The organism is Micromonospora sp. NPDC023966 (assembly GCF_040639095.1).
In the GTDB taxonomy this organism is placed as follows: domain Bacteria; phylum Actinomycetota; class Actinomycetes; order Mycobacteriales; family Micromonosporaceae; genus Micromonospora.
Genome location: NZ_JBEZZJ010000006.1, coordinates 85,827 through 102,485, shown reverse-complemented (window position 1 = coordinate 102,485; position 16,659 = coordinate 85,827). Strand labels below are relative to the sequence as shown.

Below are 16,659 nucleotides of genomic sequence, written 5' to 3'. Positions count from 1 at the left end.
TCTCCGGCGGCGAACCTACCCGCCGGACGCGTGGCTGTCCCGCCGACGGGTGCAGACGGGACATCCCGCCGGCACCCGATGGCGTGCAGCCGGGGTCCCGCCGATGCTAACCACCGGGTCACGGGCCGGTAAGTTGCCACCCATGACCGAGGTGACCTCCGACGCCGCCGAGACCCGGCTGCGTCGTTCCCCGTTGCACGAGCGGCACACCGCGCTCGGTGCGAAATTCGCCCCCTTCGGGGGCTGGGAGATGCCGCTGGAGTACGTCGGCGGCGGCGTGCTCAAGGAGCACACCGCCGTGCGTACCGGGGTGGGCGTCTTCGACGTCTCGCACCTGGGCAAGGCCCGGATCACCGGGCCGGGCGCCGCGGACTTCGTGAACTCCTGCCTGTCCAACGACCTCGGCCGGATCGCGCCCGGCAAGGCCCAGTACACGCTCTGCTGCGACGACGCCACCGGCGGCGTGGTGGACGACATCATCGCCTACCTGCACGCCGGGGACCACGTCTTCCTGGTGCCGAACGCGGCGAACACCGCCGAGGTGGTCCGCCGGTTGCGCGCCGCCGCGCCCGACGGCGTGGCCGTCACCGACGAGCACGAGGCGTACGCGGTGCTCGCGGTCCAGGGGCCGCGCTCGGCCGAGCTGCTGGGCGCGCTCGGCCTGCCCACCGACCACGACTACATGAGCTTCTCGACCGCCTCGCTGGAGGGCATCGAGCTGACCGTCTGCCGCACCGGCTACACCGGCGAGCTCGGCTACGAGCTGGTCGTGCCGGCCGGCGACGCGCTCGCCGTCTGGGACGCGCTGTTCGCCGCCGGTGCGGCGTACGAGCTGCGCGCCTGCGGCCTGGCCGCGCGGGACACGCTGCGCACCGAGATGGGGTACCCGCTGCACGGGCAGGACCTCTCCCTGAACATCACCCCGGTGCAGGCCCGCTCCGGCTGGGCGGTCGGCTGGGACAAGCCGGCCTTCTGGGGCCGGGACGTGCTGCTGGCCGAGAAGGCCGCGGGCCCCGCCCGTACGCTGCGCGGCCTGGAGGCGGTCGACCGGGCCATTCCCCGCCCCGGCATGGCCGTGTACGCCGGCGACAAGCAGGTCGGTGTCGTCACCAGCGGCACCTTCAGCCCGACCAGGAAGCAGGGCATCGCCCTGGCCCTGGTCGACACCGACCCGAAGCTTCCCGACGGCGAGGTGCTGGAGGTGGACATCCGGGGCCGCCGCGCCCAGATGCGCCTCACCCGCCCGCCCTTCGTCCAGCCCTCCGTCCGCTGACCGACGGGGGCGACGGTCAGGAGTCGTTGGTCGGGGGTTCGCCGGCGTCGAGGACGGCCTGGGTCCAGCCGCCCTCGATGACGCCGGTCGCGTCGAGGAGGGCCCAGTCGACGACGTCGGCGGCCTCCACCACCACGGGGGCGCCGATCCGGACGGTCGGGTCGCCGGCGGCGTCGCTGGCGCTCGCGCCGACGATCCGCATCGGGGTGTCCCACGAGGTCACCCCGGCCCAGACGTACTCGGGGCCGTCGTCGCCGGGCAGGCCGTACTTGACCACGAGCTGGCTCTCGGCCGGGAGCAGGCCGGCGAGGAAACGGGCCCGGATGTCGTCCAGCCCCTCCCGGGCGGTGGCGATCGCCCGGCTCATCGCGTCGCCCGAGCGGGCATACCGGATGTCGGGCTGGATGCCGTTGAACAGGGTCGCGCAGGCGGCGGCGAAGTAGCGGCCGGGCGGGCCCGGGTGCCCGGGCGGCGGGTTGAGGGTGAGGAACGAGTCGGCGTCCGGGTCGGTCGCCGGGTCCAGTTCCAGCCGCAGCAGGACCGGCGCCGTCGCGCCGTGCTGCTCCGGATTGCCGTACGCTACCGCGATGTCGTGCCCGGTCACCGTGGCCAGCACCGGGAGCTGCACGAACGCCGGCACCTCCTCGCCGGCCAGCCCCTCGGTCCAGTCCCGCAGCAGCCGCCGGGCGGCCCCGGTCATCACCGCGCCCCAGGCCCGGGTGAGGTGGTCCGGCACGCCCTGGGCCTGGAGCTCCAGCAGCCCGAAACGGCGCAGCCCCTTGGTGGTGAACCAGAGCCCGTCGGTGTCCGACGAGTACGGCACCAGCACCCAGTCGACCAGCCGGATCCGGCCCTGCTCGTCGGGGAGCGACCGCAGCGCGGCCGCCGGGTCGAGGAACTGGAGCCCGAAGACGTCCACCACGTCCCCGTCGACCGTTTCCGCGACCGCCGCGGCCACCGCACGGGCCGCCCACTCGTGCGCCGGCGGCCAGCCCGGCCGGTACTCGGCCTGCACCACCACCAGGTGCGTGGCGGCGGCCAGCCGGGCCAGTTGCGCCTCGGTCGCCCCGAACGCGGTGAGCAGGTCCGGCGGCAGCTCGGGGAACTCGCTGACCGGCCGGGTGTCCACGGTCATCAGCGGGCTGTCCAGCATCTGTTTGGCCAGCCCGTGCACCGGCTCGGCGAGCCGGCCGGCCAGCCCCTCCACCGCGGTCTTCGGGCTCACCTTCGGCAGGCCGACGATCGGCACCAGGTAGGTCGCGTCCAGCGACTCCGGCACCGGTACGGGCAGGAAGTCGTCCGTGATGAGCATGCCGTCCCCCTCGACCGCGCCGGTGCACCTCGCCTGAGAACGCTACCCGCCCGGACGGGTGACGCTCAGGCGGACAGCACCAGTCCCAGGTAGGACAGCGTGGTGACGATCTCCACGAGGGCGCCGAGCACGTCGCCGGTGATCCCGCCGAGGCGGCGTACCAGGTGCCGGAGGAGCCCGGCCGCGACGGCGAGCGCCGCGAGCACGGCGAGCGGCCCCTGCCACGGGCGGCCCGGCACCGCGGGCACGGCCAGCAGCGCCACGGCGGCCGCGCCGGCCACCAGCGCGACCGGCCCCACCGTGCTGGCCACCAGCGCGCCCAGCCCCTCCGACCGGGCCGCCGGCACCCCGCGCCGGCAGGCCAGCGCGACGCCCAGCCGGCCGGCCGCCGTCGCGGCGACCACCGCCGCGAGCGCCGTCGGCCGGGACCGCCCGGCCAGCTCCGCGAGCACCGCGGCCTGGAGCAGGAGTACGACCACCAGCGCGACCACCCCGAACGGGCCGACGTCCGGCTTCTTCATGATCTCCAGTGCGGCCGGCCCGCGGCGGTAGGAGCCCAGCGCGTCCACGGTGTCGGCCAGCCCGTCCAGGTGCAGGCCCCGGGTGAGCAGCGCGCCCAGCGCGACGGTCACCCCGGCGGCGACCAGCGGGGGCGCGACCGCCGCGGCGAGCAGCAGCACCGCCCCGAGGAGCGCGCCGAGCAGCGCCCCGACCGCCGGGGCGAGCGCCATGGCGGCGCCGGCCGCGGCCCGGTCCACCCGGCCGGCGCGCACCGGCGCCGTGGTGAAGGTGGTGAGCGCCAGCCGGATCCCGTCGGCGAGCCGGAACTCAGTCGGCACGTCGGCCGGGGGCGACCGGCTCGTCGGGCTCGATCGTGGTCGGCCCCGGCCCGGCCGGCTCGGGCTCGGCGAACCGCGGCTCGGGCTCGGGGCCGGCAGGCTCGGGCTCGGTGCTGGTCGGCCCCGGCCCGGCCGGCTCCGGCTCGGCGAACCGCGGCTCGGGCTCGGTGCTGGTCGGACCCGGGCCGGCCGGCTCGGGCTCGGCGAAGTCCTCGTCGTCGCCGCCGCTCAGCGACGGGTGCACGGGCAGGCCGGCGGCGAGCGCCAGGGCCGAGCGCAGCAGCGGCAGGGCGGCCAGCGCGGTCGCTCCCTCGCCCAGGTCGAGCCGCAGGTCCAGCAGCGGGGTCAGGCCCAGCACGTCGGCGGCGAGCCGCACCCCGGGCCGGCCGCCGTGGTCGGGCAGCAGGCACCAGTGCCGGGCCTGCCCGGCAAGGTCGCGGCTGACCATGCCGGCGGCCACCCCGACCGGCCCGTCCAGCAGCACCGGGACACGCCGGGCGGTCGCGCCGAGCAGCACGCCGGTGGCCACCGCCACGTCGCCGCCGCCCAGCTCGGCGAGCACGTCCTTGGCTTCCCGGGGGGACCGCCGGGTGCGGTGCAGCGCGTCCCGGACGGCCGCGCAGCGGACCATCCAGGCGGCGTCGTCGTACTCGCCGTGCTCGGTGACCACCCGGCCGAGGACCGCCGGGGGTTCCGCGCCGGCCGTGGCCGCCAGCACCGCCGCGGCGGCCGCCTCGGTGCCGGCCCCGCACGCCGCCAGCACCAGCAGCTGTACGCCCGCGTCGGCGGCCTGCTCGGCGAGCCGCCAGCCGTAGCGCAGGGCCGACTCGACCTGCTCGGCGGTGAGCGCCGGCCCGTCCTCCATCGGCGCGGAGGTGGGGGTCTCGACCACCTGGAGGCTCGCCCCGCTCTCGGCCGCCAGCCGGGCCAGCGGCCCCTTGCCCGCGCGGGCCTGCCGGGCGCGGCGGGCCGACTCGCCGGGCGCCGCGCCGGCCGACGCCCCACCCTCGTGGTCGCCGTGCAGCAGCAGCACCCGGACCGAAGCCCACGGCGTCGGCGTCGCGGTGCCCTGGGTGGCGCCGGCGAAGCCGACCACCCGCTCCAGCACGCCGAGCCCGGCGCCGGGGATGTCCAGGGTGGCGAGCCGGTCGACCGCCTGCGGGCCGGTGTAGTCGTCGGGCATCGGCAGTTCCATGCCGGGCTGGATGACCAGGCCGGTGGCGACCATCGGCAGCGCCATGGTGGGCGCGGCCCAGTCGGCCGGGCCGGTCGCGCCGCCCGGCGCCGGGGCCGGTGCGGCCGGCGCCGGGGTGAGCACCTCGGGCAGCGCCTCGTCGGGCGCGCCGGTCACCGGCGCCGGGGCGCCCGCTCGGCCGGGGCCGGCCGGCGCGGGTCCGGCCGGCTGCGCCGGAGCGCCCCGCTTCAGCCAGGCGGTCTGCCCGGCCACCACCAGCGCGACGGCGTCGCAGGCGTCGGCGACCGCCCGGTTGGTCGCGCCCAGCGCGTCGGTGAACGCCCGGCCCAGTGGCGTGGTGGGCACCAGGGACAGGCCCACCTCCGGGCTGACCAGCACCAGCCGGGCGGCGCTGGCCCGGATCGCCGCGGCCAGCTCGGCGATGGTGGCCGTGTCGTCGGCCGGCTGGTGGGCCGGGTCGAGCAGCACGGTCACCCAGCCGCCCAGGTCGTCGACGAGCAGCGTCTCGTTCGGCCCGGCCGCCGCGATCACCTCGGCCAGCCGGCCGGGGTCGGCCGCGGTCTCCTCGGTCGTCCAGCTGCCCGGCCGGCGGGCCCGGTGGGCCGCGAGCCGGGTCGCCCACTCGGTGTCCTCCGGGTCCCCCTCGGGGGCGGTGGCCACGTACCGGACCGTGGGCGCCTCGGCGACCACCGACTCGGCGAACTCCGACTTGCCGGAGCGGATACCGCCGAGCACCAGGAGGGTGTTCCACCCGTCAACGGACATGCCCGTACCTTAAAGCCGTCCGGCGGGTCGCCGCCCGCCGGCCCGGTGGCTCAGTCGCAGTGCTCGAACGGGCTGGCGTAGGAGGCCCCGCCCGCGGACCCGCCCCACTTCACGCAGACCCCGGCGGCGTTCGCCCGCACCGGCCCGGCGTAGTACTGGTAACCGCCGCTCTCGGTCTGCCGCGCCTTGCCCTGCACCTCCAGGTACGCGGTCACCGTGGTGACCCGCCCGACGTCGGTGTCCTTGAGGGTGACCACACAGTTGGTGCCGCTGCCGGCGTGGTAGAGCAGGTAGACCCGCCCCTGGCGTACCCCGCCGGCGGTCAGCGTCGCCGAGTCGACCACCTGGTAGCCGCCGCCGCACGCCTGTCCCGCGGTGTACGGGTTGGGCTTCTGCGGGGCGGTGGTGCCCCCGGTCGGCGCGGGCGCGCCGGTGGTCGCCGCCGGGCCACCGGTCGACGGGGCGCCGGCGTCCGCCGCCGGGCGGCTCGGCGTGGCCGACGGCGACCGACCCGGCCGCCCGGTACGGCTCGGCGTCGGCTGGCCGGCGGTGGCGGTGGCCCGCGGTTCCGGCTGCGCCGGGTCGGCCGACGCGGACTCCCCGGCCAGCGCGGCCGGAGGGTGCCCCGGATCCGTGCCGTCGGGGGAGCGCAGCGCCGCCACGGCCACCGCGGTCACCACCGCGACCAGCACGACGCCGGCCGCCCCGGTCAGCGCCAGCACCCGGCCCCGGCGCCCGGTCGCCTCCTCCCGCGTCGGCGGCACACCCGACCCGGCGTGCCGCTCCTGCACCGGGCCGTACCCGCCGGGCGGCGGGCCGGGCTGCGCGACCCCGACCGACCAGACGGGCCCGGCCGGGGGCTGACCCGGGCCGCCCGCGCCGGGCTGCCCGGCCGCGGGCGGTGTGCCGGGCCCGAACGGCACAGCGGAGCCCGCACCGGTTGACGCCCCGGCGCCGTCGCGGGCGGCGGCGGGAGGCGGGGTGGCCGGAGACGCGGCCGGTGGCTGGCCGGCGGGCGGCGTACCCCCGGTCCGGTTCTCGGCCGGCGGCGGCGCCGGCAGGACGGCCGGCCCGGGCACGGCGGGCCCGGCGACCGCCCACGGCGGGCGCGGCGGGACAGGAAGGGCGGCGAGGGTGGCGTCCCGGGCGTCCTGAGCGGCCTCGGCCAGGGCCAGCGCGCTCGGGAACCGGTCGGCCGGCCGCTTCGCCAGCGCCCGGCCAACCACCTCGACCACCGCCGGCGGCGTGCCCACCAGCGGCGGCGGCTCGTCCTGGACGTGCCGCATGGCCACCTGGAGCGGGTTGTCGCCCTCGAAGGGCGGCCGCCCGGCCAGGCAGTAGTACGCCACCGCGCCGAGCGCGTAGACGTCGGTGACCGGCGACACCGGCTGGCCGGCGGCCTGCTCCGGCGACATGTACGAGGCGGTGCCGAGCACCATGTGCGCGGCGGTGATACCCGCCATGGTGCTGGCCCGGGCGATGCCGAAGTCGACCAGCACCACCGTGCCGTCCCGCTTCACCAGCAGGTTCCCGGGCTTCACGTCGCGGTGCACGATCCCGGCGAGGTGCGCGGCGTGCAGCGCGTGCGCGGCCTGCGTCACCACCGACATGGTCGACGCCGGGTCGAGCCGGCCGGCGCGCCGGATCCAGGTGACCAGCGGCTCGCCGTCGACGTACTCCATCACCAGGTAGCTGACCTGGCTGCCGTCGGCGACGGTCGCGGAGCCGAAGTCGTGCACCTGGACGATGGCGGGGTGGCGCAGCGCGGCCAGCATCCGGGCCTCGGCGTGGAAGCGGGTGGTGAACTCGGGGTCGGCGACCAGCGAGGGCAGCAGCACCTTCACCGCGACCTCGCGGCCCAGCAGGGTGTCGGTGCACTTCCAGACGGCCCCCATGCCGCCCGTCGCGATGCGTTCGCCCAGCCGATAGCGGTCGCTGAGCATCACTCCTTGAGTCAGCACCGCGCCACCGTACCGGCCGGGCGGTGGGCATGATCCATGGCGGCCGGGCCGTCCCGCGTCCGGCCGACTAGGCTTGCGGGGGTTTCCGTCCCAGGGCGACGGCGGCGAGGGGAGACGCGGCATGGCGTGGAGCTGGCGGTACGAGGGCACGAACGGCGCTTCGGTCGACGGGCCGGGTGAGTCGTTCCCCAGCCAGGCGGACGCCGAGTCGTGGATCGGCCAGGCCTGGCGGGAGCTCGCGGCGTCCGGCGTCACCTCCGTCGCGCTCGTCGAGGACGACCGGGTGGAATACCGCATGAGCCTGCTGCCCCCGGCCGAATGACGAGCTACGACCGCCCGCGCGACCCGCTGGTGCTCGGGGTGCCCCGGGCGGCGTTCCGGCCCAGTGCGATCTTCCTGGCCCTGGTCGCGCTCTTCGTGGCCAGCGGGGTGATGGCCTGGAACCGGTTCGGCAGCGTCCGGTTCGACGTCTTCCTCTTCGTCGTCTCCGGCTGGCTGGTCTCGCTCTGCCTGCACGAGTACGCCCACGCCCTGGTCGCGTACCGGGCGGGGGACCGGGACATCGCGCACCGGGGCTACCTGACGTTGAACCCGCTGAAGTACACCAACCCGCTGCTGTCCATCGTGCTGCCGGTGGTGGTGGTGCTGCTCGGCGGCATCGGCCTGCCCGGCGGCGCGGTCTGGGTGGACCGGCACGCCATCCCGGGTCGCCTGCGGCACACCCTGGTCAGCCTGGCCGGGCCGGCCACCAACGTGCTGTTCGCCCTGCTGCTGGTGCTGGCCGTGCGGATCCGCCCGGACGTGGGCGGCCCGACGGAGTTCTGGGCCGGTGTGGGGCTGCTGGCGTTCCTCCAGCTCACCGCCAGCGTGCTCAACCTGCTGCCGGTGCCGGGGCTGGACGGCGGCAACATGATCCAGCCGTGGCTGAGCCCGGAGTACCGGCGGATGTACGACCTGTTCGCCCCGTACGGCTTCATCCTGCTGTTCGCGCTGCTGTGGAGCCCGCGGATCGGCAACGTGTTCTTCGGCGCGGTCTTCGACGTGGCGGACTTCCTCGGGCTGCCGCCTCAGCTCTACGTCCTCGGGCTCGAGCTGATCCGCTTCTGGCGGGGCTGACACTCCGGCTCCGGGAGCCGCCGCGCAGCGGCGGGGCGCTCCGGGGTGCGCGTACCTCCGTGGGGCCCCGGGCCGGCGCGGTGGTGGCGCCGGCCCGGGGAGAGCGTCACGGACGCTGCGCCGGGCTCTCGGTCTTCGCCGGGTCCCGCTCGGTGACCGGCTCGACGATCTCGTCGATCGCCTTGAGCAGGTCGGCGTCGAGCTTCACACCCGCCGCCTTCACGTTGTCGTGCACCTGCTCCGGCCGGGACGCGCCGACGATCGCCGAGGAGACGTTCGGGTTCTGCAGCACCCAGGCGATGGCCAGCTGCGGCATGGTCAGGCCGGCCTGCTCGGCCAGGGGCTTGAGCCGCTGCACCCGGGTGAGCACCTCGTCGGTCATGAACCGGGCGATGAAGCCCGCGCCGGACTTCTCGTCGGTGGCGCGGGAACCGGCCGGCGGCGGCTGGCCCGGCAGGTACTTGCCGGAGAGCACGCCCTGGGCCATCGGCGACCAGACGATCTGGCCGACGCCCAGCTCCTCACTCGTGGGGATGACCTCGGCCTCGATGACCCGCCACAGCATCGAGTACTGCGGCTGGTTGGAGACCAGCGGGATGCGCAGCTCGCGGGCGAGCGCGTGGGCCTCGCGGATCTGCGACGCATTCCACTCCGAGACGCCGATGTAGTGCACCTTGCCGGAGTGCACGATGTCGGCGAACGCCTCCATCGTCTCCTCCAGCGGGGTGCTGTAGTCGTAGCGGTGGGCCTGGTAGAGGTCCACGTAGTCGGTCTGCAGGCGGCGCAGCGAGCCGTTGATCGACTCCAGGATGTGCTTGCGGGACAGGCCCCGGTCGTTGCGGCCCGGCCCGGTCGGCCAGTACACCTTGGTGAAGATCTCCAGCCCCTCGCGCCGCTCGCCCTTCAGGGCGCGGCCGAGCACCTCCTCGGCCTTCGTGCCGGCGTAGACGTCGGCGGTGTCGAAGGTGGTGATGCCGGTGTCCAGGGCGGCCCGCACGCAGGCGGTGGCGGCCTCCTCCTCGACCTGCGACCCGTGGGTGATCCAGTTGCCGTACGAGATCTCGCTGACCAGTAGGCCCGAGCGGCCTAGGTGTCGGAATTCCATGCCCCGACCCTAGCCCCGCCCGATCATGGTCGGCGCGCGGCGCGACGGGGTGTGACGCTCAGCGGGGCAGCAGGGCGTCGCGCATGCGGGCGGCGAGCCAGTGCCGGAAGCTCTCCTCGGTCCAGCCACACCGGTGCACGAGCGCGGCGTAGTGCGCCGGGTCGTTGTAGAACCACAGCTCGTCGACGGCGCGCCCGGTGTCGGCGCCGGACTTCAGCGGCCCGTCGACGGCCACCAGCCGGTCGACCACCATGCGGGCGCCGGCTCGGCGGTTGCGCAGCAGGGTCTCCCACAGCTCGGCCACCTCGGGCGCCTCGTCCGCCGCGCGCCGCACGGTCTCGAACGCGCCGGCGGCCCGGCCGCCGATCAGAGTGCAGACCCCGGCGTACGCGTCGAGCACCTCGCCCTGGGTCCGCGCGTCCCACACCGGCCGGAACCACGGCCGCTCGGCCACCGGCACCGGCTCGTCGTCGCCGGCGAGGGCCTCGTCGAGCACCTGGCGCAGCAGCGCCGCCTTGGACCCGAACGCGGCGAACACCGTGGGCCGGGCCACCCCGGCGGCGACGGCCACGTCGGCCAGCGACGTCGCGGCATAGCCGCGCGTGACGAAGAGTTCGGTCGCCGCGCGCACCACCGCCTGACGGGTGCGCCGGGCGCTCTCCTCCCGCACCGCCGAGCGGTAGGGGCGGGTCGGTTTTCCGTCCTTGACTCCAGCCATGACATCGCGATACTAACAACATATTCACTGAACTCTTGGCTATCGAATATTGGTCCATCCATCCAAACCGCACGGGGAGGCGTCCCATGTCCGTCCGCCCCTACCTGCTCCGCCCTGACGACGGCGAGGCGTACTGGTTCCTCGGCAGCCTGTGCACCATCAAGGCGGGCGGCCGGCACACCCGGGACCGGCTGACCGTCGCCGAGTTCGTGAACCCGCCCGGCTTCGCCCCGCCGCTGCACCGGCACCACGTCGAGGACGAGATGTTCCACCTGCTCGCCGGCACCGCCCGGTTCCACTGCGACGGGGAGAGCTTCACCGCCGGCCCGGGCGACTTCGTGCTGCTCCCGGTGGGGTTGCCGCACAGCTTCGTGGTCGGCCCCGACGAGCCGCTGCGCGCCCTCCAGATCACCACCCCGACCGGATTCGAGCGGTTCGCCGCCGAGGCCGGCCTGCCCGCGCTGGAACGCCGGCTGCCCGACCCCGGGCCCGTCGACCCGGCCGCGCTCGGGCACGCCGCCGCCCGCAACGGCATCGAACTGCTGGGGCCGCCGCCCCGGGCGTGACGCCGGGCGTCAGAGCACCGGGCTGGTGTCGGCGAGGAGCCGGTCGATCTCCGCGACCACCGCGTCCCGGCTCCGGTGCACCGGGTCGATCAGCGGCTCGCCCCGCCGGTCCAGCGCGCCCCACCGGCCCGACTCGTCGCCGAACAGGAACGCCACCGGGTGCACCACCAACGTCGGGTACGCCGGCGCGACCAGCACCCGGCCGGTCCGGTCCACCACGCCCCGGCGACCAGCCAGCTCCACCACGGCCAGCCCGTCCTCGGTGAAGCCGTCCACGGACCGGCCGTCGGCCAGTGCCGTGGTCAGACGGTGGTACCGGGTCGGCACCACCACGTGGCCGGTCCGGTCCACCGCGCCCCAGCCGCCGTTCTGCCGGACCGCCGCCAGGCCGCCCCGGAACGGCCGGACGTCCTCGAAGCCCGGCGGGATCTTCACGATGTTGGTCGGGTCGACCGCCATCCACCGGCCCTTGCCGTCCATGGACACCCAGGACAGCCCCTCGGAGAACGAGCCCACCGCCCGGTAGCCGTTGTTCGCCTCGATCAGCGCCGCGCCGGTCGTGTCGATCAGCGCCCAGCGGGACGCCTCCGGGCGGCGCACCCACGCCAGGCCCTCCCGGAACGGCTGCACCTCGGCGTACCGGTGCTCGATCACCAGTTCGCCCTCGGCGTCCGCGTACCCCCAGAGCTCCTGCTCCTCGTCGAAGGTCGGCACCGGGTGCCGCTCGCCGCCCAGCAGCGCCTCCCGGCTGCGCGGCTTCGGCCCGAACCCGCCGGTCACGGCCCGCTCGGCGACCGCGTCCAGCGCCAGCGTGGTCCGCGCGTTCAACTCCGCGTCCTCACCCTGCCGCAGGTCCAGCGCCCGCTCGAAGTGCAGGCACGCCTCGGTCAGCCGGCCCTGGTCGTAGCAGGAACGGCCGGCGTGCTCGTGCAGCACCGCGCGCAGCCGGTGGGGCAGCTCCGGCGAGTTGGCCTCGGCGAAGAGCCGGTCGGCCTCCGGGTGCTCGCCCCGCCAGCGCAGCACCTCCGCCAGCCGGGCGCGGGCCAGCGAGGTCCGCCGCAACTCGCCGGTGGCCTCCGCGTACGTGAGGGCCAGCCGCGCGTCGGCCAGCGCGTCGTCCAGGTCGCCGAGGATGCGGGACGCCACCGAGCGCAGGCTGAGCAGCCGGGCCCGGCTGCGGTTGTCCAGCGCGCTGCCGAGCTTGGCGGTGAGGCCGTCCCGGATCTCGCGCAGCGCCGGGGCATCGGGGGCCTCCTCGCGGAGAGTCTCGGGATTCAGCCGCCAGCGGATGGCGGCGAGGGCCTGCTCCGGGTCCGCCGGGCGGGCCTCCCGCAGCTCGGTGCCGGCATCCGGCTCGGCCGCGCCCGGGTCGGCCGGTCCGGCCGTCGGCGTGGCGGGAGCCTCCCCGGTCGGGGTGGAGTCGGCCGCCCCTTCGGCCGTGGGCGGTGCCTTCTGTGCGGCCGGCGGAGCCGGGACGGGACGTGGCTGGTCGGGGCCGGGGGTCGGCTCCGGCGCGGCCGGCGCGGCGTTGGCGGTCGCGGGGGTCTCGTCCGAGGTGGCTGCCGGTGCGGCGGCCTCCCGCGGCGGGGCCGCCTGTGCCGGCACGTCGACCTGAGCCGGCGGGTGCGGCGCAGCGGCCGGGGCGACCTCGGAGGTCGGGTGGGCTGCCGGTGCCGCCACTTCGGCCGGACCGGGCGGGTGTGGCGCAGGGGCTGGGGCGACCTCGGGGGTCGGGTGGGCCGCGGGTGCCGCCACTTCGGTCGGGGCCGGCGGGCGCGGCGTAGGGGCTGGGGCGACCTCGGAGGCCGGGTGGGCCGCCGGTGGCGCCACTTCGGCCGGTGCTGACGGGTGCGGCGTAGCGGCCGGGACGACATCGGAGGTCGGGGCGTCCCGAGTGGACGCCCGGGCCGGCACCTCGGCTTCGGTCGGCGCGTGCTCCCTCGTCACCGGGGCGGCGGTCGCGTTCGGGGTGGCGGCCGGTGCCCGTGAATCGGGATCGGTGGGCTGCCGGGCCGGGACCGGCGGCCTGCTCGTCTCCGGCGCGTCGGGCGCCGGTCCGGGCGGTCCGGAGACGGGTCGGGCGTCGGCTGCCGTGGTGTCCGGCTCGATCGTGGCGGGCGCGGACGATTCCGACGACCGGGTGGCTCGCGGGTGCGACCCCGCCTGGGCGCCGGGGGCGGCGGCGGAACGCTCCGGCTCGGGTGCCGCTGCCGCCGGACGGGACGCCACCTGAGCATCGCGCGCCGGGCCGGACAGCTCCGGCGCCGGCCGGGTGGCGGTCGCGTCGGGTCCCGGGGCGTCGTCCGGGGCGTCGAGCGCCGGGGCGGACGGCTGCGGCATCCGCTCGGCCGGCGAACCGGCCGCGGTGGGCGCGTCGACCGGCCGGCCCGGATCGACGGGGCCCTGGTCGGCAGGCAGGCTGGCGGGCGGCGCGCTGACCGGTCGTGTGGGCGCGGGATCGACCGACCCGGCGGACATCGGCTCGGCAGCGCGCGCCGGGGCGGACGCCTCCGTCGGAGCGGCCGGCGACACCGGCTCGTTCGCCCGGAACCAGGCGTCCGGGCCACCGTCCACCGGCTCGGCGGGCCGCGCGGCCGCCGGCCGGTCGACCTCGGAACGCCCACCCTGCCCGTCGGAGGTGACCGGTGCGGAGGCTTGGTCGCTTCCGTCCGGCGAGCCGGGGCCGGCCACCGTGGTCGAGCGGCCGTCGTCCGCCGGTCGGGTGCCCACGTGGGGCGTGGTCGGACCGGCGGCGCTGGGCGGCCGGGAGTCCTCGGCGGGCGTGGTCGGGCCGGCGCTGTGCTCCGGCCGGGTGACACCGGGGCCGGGGTAGGCGGGCGGCGCGGGTCGGGCCGGGCGCGGCGGGACATCCGGGGGTGGCTCGGTCCGCCCCGCCGGCTCGCCGAGGTCGGCCGGAGTCGGGCGGTCGGGGCCGGGCCGCGGCGTGGAGTCGGCGGGTCCGGGCTGGAACTCGACGCGCAGGTCGGCGGCGGGAGGTGCGCCGGCCGAAGCCTCCGGTGCGGCCGGGCGGTCGGAGCGGCGGTCCACCGGCGGCTGCTCGGCCGGATAGGTGGGTGGCCCCACCGCCTCCGGTCCCGCCGGCCGGTCGGACCGGTCGCCCGACACCGGTCGGTCGCCCGGGAAGGCGGGCGGTCCGGAAACGGGCGTGCTGGGGACGGGTACTCCGGAGGCAGGCGGTCCGGAGATGGGCGTGCCGGGGACGGGCGGTCCGGAGACGGGCGGCCCGGAGATGGGCGCGCCGGAAACCGGTCTGTCGGACACCGGTCGGCTGGGCACGGGCGCGTCGAAGACTGGCGGTCGCGAGACGGGTGGCCCGGAGATGGGGGCGCCGGACACCGGTGCGCCGGACACCGGTCGGCTGGGCACGGGCGCGTCGAAGACCGGCGGTCGCGAGACGGGTGGCCTCGACACGGGCATGCCGGAGACGGGCGCGTTGACGATCGGCGCGCCCGACACCGTCGCGCCCGAGGTGGGTGCCGCCCGGTCCGGGACCGGTCGGTTCGGGTCCGGTCGGGTCGCCGGCTCCACCGGCGGGCGCCGCATCTCGTCGGGCCGGGTCGGCGGGGCCGGCATCGCCGGTTGACGCGGTTCGTCCGGCCGCGTCGGCGGCATGGGCCGCGGGCGGGCGTCCTCGGTGCGCGGCGGGGGCGGCACCATCGGCCGAACCTGCCGCTCTCCGGGGCGGGTCGGGGCGGCCGGCGCGGCTGCCTCGCGTCCCTGTTCCGGGCGCGCGCCGGGCTGGGGCTGCTGCCTGGCCTCGTCCGGGCGCGCCGGCCGGTCCCGGAGTTCGTCCGGGCGGGTACGTGCGGCCGGCTCGACCGGCGGTCGCCAGCCGTCGCCCGGCCGGGCCGGTCCGGGCTCGCCCGGCCGACCCTGCCACCCGTCCGGTCGCGCCCGGAACTCGGACCGCGGTCCGACGGACTCGGGTCGGGGCCCGACAGAGTCCGGCCGGCGACCGACGGATTCCGGCCGTGGCTCGACGGGCTCCGGCCGTGGCCCAACCGACTCCGGGCGAGGACCGTTGGACCCGGGTCGGGGCCCGACGGATTCCGGCCGTGGCCCGACCGACTCGCGCCGTGGCCCGACCGACTCGGGGCGCGGACCGTCGAACTCGGGCCGTGGACGCGCCGGTTCGGGTCGGCCGTCTACCGGTTCCGGCCGGGGACGCCCCGAGTCCGGGCGGGGGCCGACGAAGTCCGGCCGCGGGCCGGGCACATCGGGGCGACGCCCGTCGTAGCGCGCCGCTTCGTCCACGGGCCGGGCGGGGCGGCCGTCCGGCCCGGGCCGGTCGACCGGGGGCCGGTGCCGCTCGTCGGGCCGGTACGCGGCCGGTTCGGTGCGCGGCCGCCGCTCGACGACCGGCCACTCCTCGTGGTGCGGGCGGGCGCGGTCGCCCGGGTGGCGCTGGCCCGCCCACCGCTCGTCGGGCCGGAACGCGGCGGGACGCGACTCGCCGTACCGGCCGGGCTCGGCGCGGTACGGGTCCACCGGCCGGCGCCCGGCCTCGGGCGCGTCCGGGTGGGTCTCGGCGCGCGCGGCAGCCTCCCGGCGCGGCGGTCCGTCATGACCCCGGTCCGGCTCCCGGCGTGGCGGTCCGTCGTGACCCCGGCCCGGCTCGCCGCGCGGCGGCCCGTCGTAGCCCCGGTCGCCCGGCTGGCGGAAGTCCTGGTCCCGGCGGTCCGTCGGGCGAGCCACCCCGGCATCGCGGCGGCCATCGAAGCCCTGGTCCCGCCGACCGGGCACTTCCTGGTCGCGCCGGTCGGCCGGACGCCCCAGGTCGGCCTCCCGCCGATCCGGCCGCCCGTCGAAGGCCGGATCCCGCCGCCCGTCGAAGGCGGCCTCGCGCCCGCCACCGAACCCGGCCTCCCGGCGATCCTGGAACGCCGGATCACGCCGGCCGTCGAACGCCGGGTCCCGCCGGCCGTCGAACGCCGGCTCGCGCCGGTCCGCCGGGCCGTGCGGCGGTAGACCGGTCCGCCCGTCCGCCGGCCCGCGGCGCTGCTCCGGCCGGCCCGGTCGCGGCGGTGCGTGATGCGGGTGCTCGTCCGGCTCCGGCACCCAGCCGGGCTCCGGGGCGGGGGAGACGGGCCGGTGCGGGGCCGTCCCCCGCGCCGATTCGGGACGCACCCACCGCTGGTCGAACCGATCGCCACGCCCGCCGGACCGGGAACCGTCATCGGCCCACCGCCCGTCCTCGGCGGGCCCGCCCGGCCGCCCGCCGCGCCGCCAATCGAGGTCGTCGGGTCCGGCCGGGCTGACGGGGTATGCGCCGCGTCGCCGGTCGAGGTCGTCGGGTCCGGCCGGGCTGACGGGGTATGCGCCGCGTCGCCGGTCGAGGTCGTCGGGTCCGGCCGGGCTGACCGGGTATGCGCCGCGTCGCCGGTCGAGGTCGTCGGGTCCGGCCGGGCTGACCGGGTACGGGTCCTCGCCCCCCGATGCCGGGCTGACCGGGTGCACCTCGGCCCGGCCGACCACGGCGGCCCGGCCGCGCGGCGCGGGCGGGGTGAGGTGATCGAGGCCGATGTCACCCGGATAGCGCTGCCCGGGGAACTGCGGACGCCACTCGTGGGTGGGCTCGGCAGCCCAGGAGGGTTCGGCCAGCTCACGCCAGCGGTCCCAGCCGCTCATCGGGAGACCCTGTCGCCGCCCGCGCGGCGCGGCCCCGGGGCCGGCTCGCGTCGCTCGCTCACGGCGATGTCACCTCGTTGGAAATTGTCGTGCTGGGGCCCCGACGTGCCGGTAGAGTCGCCCGGTCCAGCACGTCGTGGCTGCGGAAGGAGGGTAGCGG

Annotated in this window: 13 protein-coding genes; 6 read left to right on the top strand and 7 right to left on the bottom strand. The window is 77.3% G+C overall.

The window, feature by feature from the left end:
- The first annotated feature begins 142 nt into the window (after nucleotides 1-142).
- Nucleotides 143-1,273: a glycine cleavage system aminomethyltransferase GcvT gene (gcvT, locus tag AB0F68_RS12015; protein WP_357335613.1), complete on the top strand. Its 1,131-nt coding sequence runs from the start codon at nucleotides 143-145 to the stop codon at nucleotides 1,271-1,273.
- Nucleotides 1,274-1,289: 16 nt separating this feature from the next.
- On the opposite strand, the gene AB0F68_RS12010 is transcribed toward gcvT, so the two are convergent.
- From AB0F68_RS12010 to AB0F68_RS11995, 4 genes are all read right to left on the bottom strand, one after another.
- A complete protein-coding gene (locus AB0F68_RS12010; protein ID WP_357335609.1) occupies nucleotides 1,290-2,585 on the bottom strand; it encodes a DUF2314 domain-containing protein in 1,296 nt (431 codons plus the stop codon).
- A 65-nt stretch (nucleotides 2,586-2,650) separates the two neighbouring features.
- Complete coding sequence (locus AB0F68_RS12005; protein WP_357335604.1) at nucleotides 2,651-3,424, bottom strand: adenosylcobinamide-GDP ribazoletransferase; 774 nt, start codon at nucleotides 3,422-3,424, stop codon at nucleotides 2,651-2,653.
- Nucleotides 3,414-5,384: a bifunctional adenosylcobinamide kinase/adenosylcobinamide-phosphate guanylyltransferase gene (locus AB0F68_RS12000; RefSeq protein WP_357335602.1), complete on the bottom strand. Its 1,971-nt coding sequence runs from the start codon at nucleotides 5,382-5,384 to the stop codon at nucleotides 3,414-3,416. Before AB0F68_RS12000 ends, AB0F68_RS12005 begins: the two co-directional genes overlap by 11 nt.
- Before the next feature lie 50 nt (nucleotides 5,385-5,434).
- Nucleotides 5,435-7,345 carry a protein kinase gene (locus AB0F68_RS11995; RefSeq protein ID WP_357335599.1) on the bottom strand — a complete coding sequence of 637 codons (1,911 nt, stop codon included), beginning with the start codon at nucleotides 7,343-7,345 and terminating at the stop codon, nucleotides 5,435-5,437.
- 121 nt (nucleotides 7,346-7,466) lie between these two features.
- On the opposite strand from AB0F68_RS11995, the gene AB0F68_RS11990 reads away from it, so the two are divergent.
- Nucleotides 7,467-7,667, top strand: coding sequence for a hypothetical protein (locus tag AB0F68_RS11990; protein ID WP_091320006.1), 201 nt, complete (start codon nucleotides 7,467-7,469; stop codon nucleotides 7,665-7,667).
- Nucleotides 7,664-8,461 (top strand): site-2 protease family protein, encoded by a 798-nt coding sequence (locus AB0F68_RS11985; RefSeq protein ID WP_357335597.1) that lies wholly within the window; start codon nucleotides 7,664-7,666, stop codon nucleotides 8,459-8,461. Before AB0F68_RS11990 ends, AB0F68_RS11985 begins: the two co-directional genes overlap by 4 nt.
- 106 nt (nucleotides 8,462-8,567) lie before the next feature.
- Here AB0F68_RS11985 and AB0F68_RS11980 read toward each other — a convergent pair whose 3' ends face one another.
- Nucleotides 8,568-9,566 (bottom strand): aldo/keto reductase family protein, encoded by a 999-nt coding sequence (locus tag AB0F68_RS11980; protein ID WP_357335594.1) that lies wholly within the window; start codon nucleotides 9,564-9,566, stop codon nucleotides 8,568-8,570.
- Between the two features lie 58 nt (nucleotides 9,567-9,624).
- Nucleotides 9,625-10,284: a TetR family transcriptional regulator gene (locus AB0F68_RS11975; protein WP_357335592.1), complete on the bottom strand. Its 660-nt coding sequence runs from the start codon at nucleotides 10,282-10,284 to the stop codon at nucleotides 9,625-9,627.
- An 86-nt stretch (nucleotides 10,285-10,370) separates the two neighbouring features.
- Here AB0F68_RS11975 and AB0F68_RS11970 point away from each other — a divergent pair, with 86 nt between their 5' ends.
- Entirely contained in the window at nucleotides 10,371-10,850 is a 480-nt protein-coding gene (locus tag AB0F68_RS11970; protein WP_357335590.1) for a cupin domain-containing protein, read from the top strand.
- A gap of 9 nt (nucleotides 10,851-10,859) precedes the next feature.
- Here the strand turns inward: AB0F68_RS11970 and AB0F68_RS11965 are convergent, their stop codons facing one another.
- Nucleotides 10,860-13,934: a WG repeat-containing protein gene (locus AB0F68_RS11965; RefSeq protein WP_357335588.1), complete on the bottom strand. Its 3,075-nt coding sequence runs from the start codon at nucleotides 13,932-13,934 to the stop codon at nucleotides 10,860-10,862.
- A 256-nt stretch (nucleotides 13,935-14,190) separates the two neighbouring features.
- On the opposite strand from AB0F68_RS11965, the gene AB0F68_RS11960 reads away from it, so the two are divergent.
- Together AB0F68_RS11960 and AB0F68_RS11955 are read left to right on the top strand one after the other, a co-directional pair.
- A complete protein-coding gene (locus AB0F68_RS11960) occupies nucleotides 14,191-14,454 on the top strand; it encodes a hypothetical protein (protein WP_357335586.1) in 264 nt (87 codons plus the stop codon).
- Nucleotides 14,455-15,173: 719 nt separating this feature from the next.
- Nucleotides 15,174-15,839: a hypothetical protein gene (locus tag AB0F68_RS11955; RefSeq protein WP_357335584.1), complete on the top strand. Its 666-nt coding sequence runs from the start codon at nucleotides 15,174-15,176 to the stop codon at nucleotides 15,837-15,839.
- Nucleotides 15,840-16,659: the final 820 nt, after the last annotated feature.

Bases quoted from the DNA above. Each gene is read 5' to 3' on its own strand.
- AB0F68_RS11990 (WP_091320006.1), top strand. From the start codon at position 7,467: ATGGCGTGGAGCTGGCGGTACGAGGGCACGAACGGCGCTTCGGTCGAC.
- gcvT (WP_357335613.1), top strand. From the start codon at position 143: ATGACCGAGGTGACCTCCGACGCCGCCGAGACCCGGCTGCGTCGTTCC.
- AB0F68_RS12010 (WP_357335609.1), bottom strand. From the start codon at position 2,585: ATGCTCATCACGGACGACTTCCTGCCCGTACCGGTGCCGGAGTCGCTG.
- AB0F68_RS11970 (WP_357335590.1), top strand. From the start codon at position 10,371: ATGTCCGTCCGCCCCTACCTGCTCCGCCCTGACGACGGCGAGGCGTAC.
- AB0F68_RS11960 (WP_357335586.1), top strand. From the start codon at position 14,191: ATGGGGGCGCCGGACACCGGTGCGCCGGACACCGGTCGGCTGGGCACG.
- AB0F68_RS11975 (WP_357335592.1), bottom strand. From the start codon at position 10,284: ATGGCTGGAGTCAAGGACGGAAAACCGACCCGCCCCTACCGCTCGGCG.
- AB0F68_RS11980 (WP_357335594.1), bottom strand. From the start codon at position 9,566: ATGGAATTCCGACACCTAGGCCGCTCGGGCCTACTGGTCAGCGAGATC.
- AB0F68_RS12000 (WP_357335602.1), bottom strand. From the start codon at position 5,384: ATGTCCGTTGACGGGTGGAACACCCTCCTGGTGCTCGGCGGTATCCGC.
- AB0F68_RS11985 (WP_357335597.1), top strand. From the start codon at position 7,664: ATGACGAGCTACGACCGCCCGCGCGACCCGCTGGTGCTCGGGGTGCCC.